The following is a 4,896-nucleotide window of genomic DNA, read 5'->3' as shown; positions in this document are numbered from 1 at the left end:
TCATAGGCGCATTTGGTTCGGACATCAAGAAAGTACAATTGTTCGTTGATGGAACTTTCGCTCGTCAAGCAGCAATCACAGGCAATTCATTCACAGTATACGCTGCAGACAAAGTAACATCCGCATCACAAAAAGTAGAAATGGTAGGCTTTGACGCTTCAGGTGCAGAAATCTCTCGCCAAGCAGTTAACGTGAAATAAAACCAAGCCAACGCTTCACACCTAGTGTTCATACTAGGTGTGGAGTAAATAAAAAATCAAACTAACGAAGGTGGAACAAAAAATGAAGAAATTATTGATGACCGGTTTAACAATCGGAGCCTTACTCGGTACAGTAGCATGTTCAAATACAGCAGACAATAACGACAACAAAGCAGCTCAGACACAAACACAGAAAGAAACAACAAAAACCGAAATCAATCAAGAAAAAACAATTAACAACATGGCTATGAAAATTACAAGCGATAACATTGTCAATGACGACACACTAAAAAACGACCAATCGTTACTCGCTGTTCATTTTACTATTAAAAACAATGGCAAAGTCGATTATGGCGTTGGCGCAGGCGATTTTTACATCAAGGATTCTAAAGGTAATAAATATAAAATGTACGGTCACGAAGATAACTTTGGCGATGTCATCAAACCAGGAAAAACATTACAAGGTATCGGCTACTACGCGATTCCAAAAGACGCAACGAATCTAACTGTTGTCTACGATAAAGCAGTGGACACATCTAAAAACGATAAAACACTAGAATGGAACATAGGTACACCAAAAACAGCAAAGTAAGGTGAGAGAACTTGAATATCAATCAAAACCTACAAGCCAATAAAGTATTCATGTTCAGCTCTGTACATGTTTGGTCCGACACACGCATTTACTTCAAAGAAGCCATGACACTAGCTGAGAACGGCTTTATAGTAGATTTCAATGCAATTGAAGGACCAAACGTATGTACAGAAACAAACACCAAGTTAAACGTTACGACATTACCACGAGGCGGCAAATTGGCGCGACCAAAACGCTGGAAACAGCTCTACGAAAAAGCGCTGGCCTCAGATGCCCTCTATTATCATTTTCACGATTTTGAACTCCTTTTTCTAGCCCCTAAGCTCAAGAAGCGAAAGCCAAATTGCAAAATCATTTACGACATGCATGAAAACTTTCCAGCAATGTTGCGTACGAAAGAATGGATTCCGGCCCCCGCACGCATACCATTGTCCAAATGGCTAGCACACAAAGAAAAGCAATGGATGCCAGCGTGTGATGCGGTTATTTTTGCAGAAACATCATATAAGAAACAGTATCAACAAGTCGCGATTCAGCAAGTAGATATTTTAAATTTACCAACATGGCAAGCTGAAACAAAAGCAAATAAAGAAGAGGCTTTTACATTTGTGTATGTCGGTGATATTGTTCGAGATCGCGGAGTATTTGACATGTTGGACTTAATGCGAACATTGAAACAGCGGGGATATACTCAGATTCACTTGAAATTGATTGGTCCGATGCAACCACAAGTAGAAGCAGAAGTGACGGCTTATATAGCAAAACACGAACTAGAAAGCATAGTTACCACATTCGGTCGAATTCCATACACTGAAATTTGGCAACATTACGCAACAGCACATGTCGGTCTATGCTTACTCCATCCAATTCCCAATTATATGCACTCACTCGCGACGAAATTATTCGAATATATGGCAGCAGGACTACCAATTTTAGCAACCGATATCCCAGATTGGAAAGCACTCATAGAAGAGACAGATACAGGACTGACCGCAAATGTGTTGGACATCGAAGTCGTAGCCAATCAAGCAGAACGATTCATCCAAGATACGGCATTACGGCAACGCTTTGCCACAAATGGACGAACAGCTTTTGAAACGACCTACAATTGGCAAACAGAAGCAGATAAATTAATTGATTTATACCGATAGGCATTTTTAAACAACTATTTTGTAAGCCAGTAATGAAAAAATAAGAAGTTGTACAAAACCAAAGCAGAAAGGAATGGATGTTCATGAATTCAAGCTAAACGCAAATGGAATGAGACCGTAGCTGAGAGGAGTTAGAATGAAACAAACAATTCCAGCGTCAATTAATTCATGAGAAAAACCAAAATTATATTAAGAGGAGACAACAAATAATGAGTAAGAATCAAACAATGAAAAAAGTAGCCATGGCAGTAGTCGCGGCGAATGTAGTAGCAAGTTCACTAATCACAGCAATGCCAGCGAAGAGTATGGCAGCGGAGAATCAAGGGACGGAAGCAGGAAATAAAGCAGAACAGAAGTTAACGAGTGGATTGAAATCTTCACAGAATTTATTACAAAATCCAGAATTCAATGGTATGACAGGGTGGGAAAAAAACTCTTCTAACTTTACTGCAACACCAAATGGAGACGGCTCTATAACAATGAGTGCGACCAACAATCAACTGAACCCGGCTCCACAAGTTAAGCAGATAGTAAATGCGGTACCAGGACACACATACAGGCTGACTGTAACTGCAACGAATGTATCAAATGCTAAATTTGATATAGGTGTTGGCCCACTTTTATATGGGAATTGGGGAAATGTGACAGGAACAAGAACAGAAACTTGTGAATATACTGCTACAGGTAATACAGTCAACGTTGTTCTTGATATGTTGCCAATCCAAAATAGTCTAGGTACTTTCAAGTTTTCAAATGTTAGTTTAGAGGATATTACTGTACTTGAGCAAACTACACTAAATGCTTTGTCTACAACAAGTACCACTGTAGCAGGTAAGGGCCAACCAAATGGGACGGTTGTAATAAAAAATGGTGAGACACAAGTAGGGACAGGAACAGTAGATGCTTCTGGGAACTATAATATTGCAATTCCAAGACAAGCCTATGGTTCAACACTTACAGCAACTGTAACATCAGGTACGTTAACCTCATCTGCAAGTCAAACAGTCCAACAAGCACCAATCGCAACACCAACAATCAATCCATTAACATCTAAAAGCACAACAGCATCAGGAACAGGAGAAGCAGGTTCTACACTAACATTCAAAGCAAACGGTATCGAATATCCGGCAACAGTAACTTCTAACGGTACATGGAGCGTTACTATTCCAAAACAGGCAGCAAACACAAGTGTTGAGGCAACATCCGTATTAAACGGCGTATCTAGCGCTAAGGCAACTGCATCAATATCCTACGAAGGGCCAAGTACACCAACACTAGACAACGTCACTAACACATCCACACGCGTGACAGGAACAGGTGACTCAGGTAACATCATCACTATCAAAGTGAAGACTGGTGATTCAACCATCTCATATAGCGGTACAATTGATGCTGCTGGTAAATTCTCTATAGACATTGATGCACCAGATGCAGGTGCAATCGTTGAAGCAGTAGCACAAGATAACACTGGTACAGACAGTCAAAACGTAACTACAACAGTTTTAGATGTCATTGCACCAGATGCTCCTAAAGTGAATGCAGTTAAAAGCACAGATACTATCATCTCAGGAACAGGGGAAGCCAACTGTGATGTCACTGTAAAATTACCATCAGGTGGTATTATTCAAGGTCGTATCAATAGCCAAGGCGCATTTAGCATCGCAATTCCGAAACAAGCTGTAGGAGCTAAAATTGAAGTATCCCTAACTGACGCAGCTGGCAACAAAAGCAACGCAACAACAGTAACAGTCCAAGCTGATACATTAGCAGCGCCAACTATCAATGATTACTACGCAACAGCGGGCTATGTAACGGGTTCGGCTCCAACAGGCGCAAGTAAAATTGCCCTTTATATCGACAACCAATTAGTTCGTTACGGTGCAATCGACAGCAATGGTAAATATCAAATCTACGCAGCTGACAATGCGAAAATGAACACAGCAGGAACAGCTTTCCAAGTAGTTGCAATTGATGAAAATGGCAATATGAGCACAAAAGCAAACGCGACAGTTCAAGCGAAAATCGCAGCACCAAGCATCCAAGATTATTATACAACAGATGCTTACGCAAAAGGAGTAGCCACAGGCGCTTCTAAAGTAACATTGTATGTGAACGGTAAGGCTGTTCGTACAGCAGCTGTAAATGCAGACGGTAACTACTCTGTCTACACAGGCGATCAAGCAAGCTTAGCAACTGTAGGAGCAAACTTCCAAATCTCTGCTACAAACGCAGCTGGCATGGAAAGCGCGAAAACAGCAGGTACAGTGAAATCGAAATTAACAGCTCCAGTGATTAACAAATATGCAGCAACAGACGCTTATGCACGCGGAACAGCTGCAGCAGGTTCGAAACAAGTGGTGCTATATGTAGACGGTAAAGCCGTTCGTACAGCAGCAGTAAACGCAGACGGCACTTACGCAATCTATACAGGAGACCAAGTAGCCTTGACAGTAGCAGGAAACACATTCCAAATCGCAAGTAAAGATGCTGTAGGAAATGAAAGTCCAAAAGCAACAGGAACAGTCGTATCTGTATTAGCAGCACCAACTATTGCGACTTACTATACAACAGATGTGTACGCTAAAGGAACAACGCCAGCAGGTGCAACAAAAGTAGCCCTATATGTCGACGGTAAATTCGTTCGCTACGCAACTGTAACAGATGGTAAATTCTCAATCTACACAGGCGACCAAGCGAAATTAGCCACAGCAGGAAGCACATTCCAACTCGCTTCTGTTGATGCCAAAGGAACAATTGGTAACATGGTAACTGCCACTGTTCAAGCAGACAACCGTGTGGCTTACCAATTGACAGCTACAGGATATGATATGGCAAAAGACCAAAACGTTAGTGGAACAGCTGGATCAAGCATTACTCGTGTGAAAATTTTCGTGAATGGTGATGTTAAACGCCAAACAAGCGTTGCAAATGGCGCTTATGCTATCTATGCGAA

Annotated in this window: 4 protein-coding genes; all 4 read left to right on the top strand. The window is 41.3% G+C overall.

Annotated elements, in window-relative coordinates:
* Positions 1 to 200, top strand: a 200-nt coding sequence (locus tag EP57_RS16915; protein WP_036084244.1) for an immunoglobulin-like domain-containing protein, incomplete at its 5' end; no start/stop codon positions are given.
* Between the two features lie 82 nt (positions 201 to 282).
* Positions 283 to 792, top strand: a complete 510-nt coding sequence (locus EP57_RS03330; RefSeq protein ID WP_036084243.1) for a DUF4352 domain-containing protein — start codon at positions 283 to 285, stop codon at positions 790 to 792.
* Positions 793 to 803: 11 nt separating this feature from the next.
* Positions 804 to 1,943 (top strand): glycosyltransferase family 4 protein, encoded by a 1,140-nt coding sequence (locus EP57_RS03325; RefSeq protein ID WP_241480700.1) that lies wholly within the window; start codon positions 804 to 806, stop codon positions 1,941 to 1,943.
* 209 nt (positions 1,944 to 2,152) lie between these two features.
* A partial coding sequence (locus EP57_RS03320; RefSeq protein WP_036084242.1) for an Ig-like domain-containing protein occupies positions 2,153 to 4,896 on the top strand: 2,744 nt, incomplete at its 3' end.

Origin of the sequence: Listeria booriae (assembly GCF_000766865.1) — a bacterium.
In the GTDB taxonomy this organism is placed as follows: Bacteria; Bacillota; Bacilli; order Lactobacillales; family Listeriaceae; genus Listeria_A; species Listeria_A booriae.
The sequence above is the reverse complement of the archived record's forward strand: the minus strand, read 5'-3'. Positions and strand labels throughout refer to the sequence as shown.

Excerpts from the sequence above, each read along its gene's own strand:
- EP57_RS03330 (WP_036084243.1), top strand. The coding sequence starts at position 283 with ATGAAGAAATTATTGATGACCGGTTTAACAATCGGAGCCTTACTCGGT.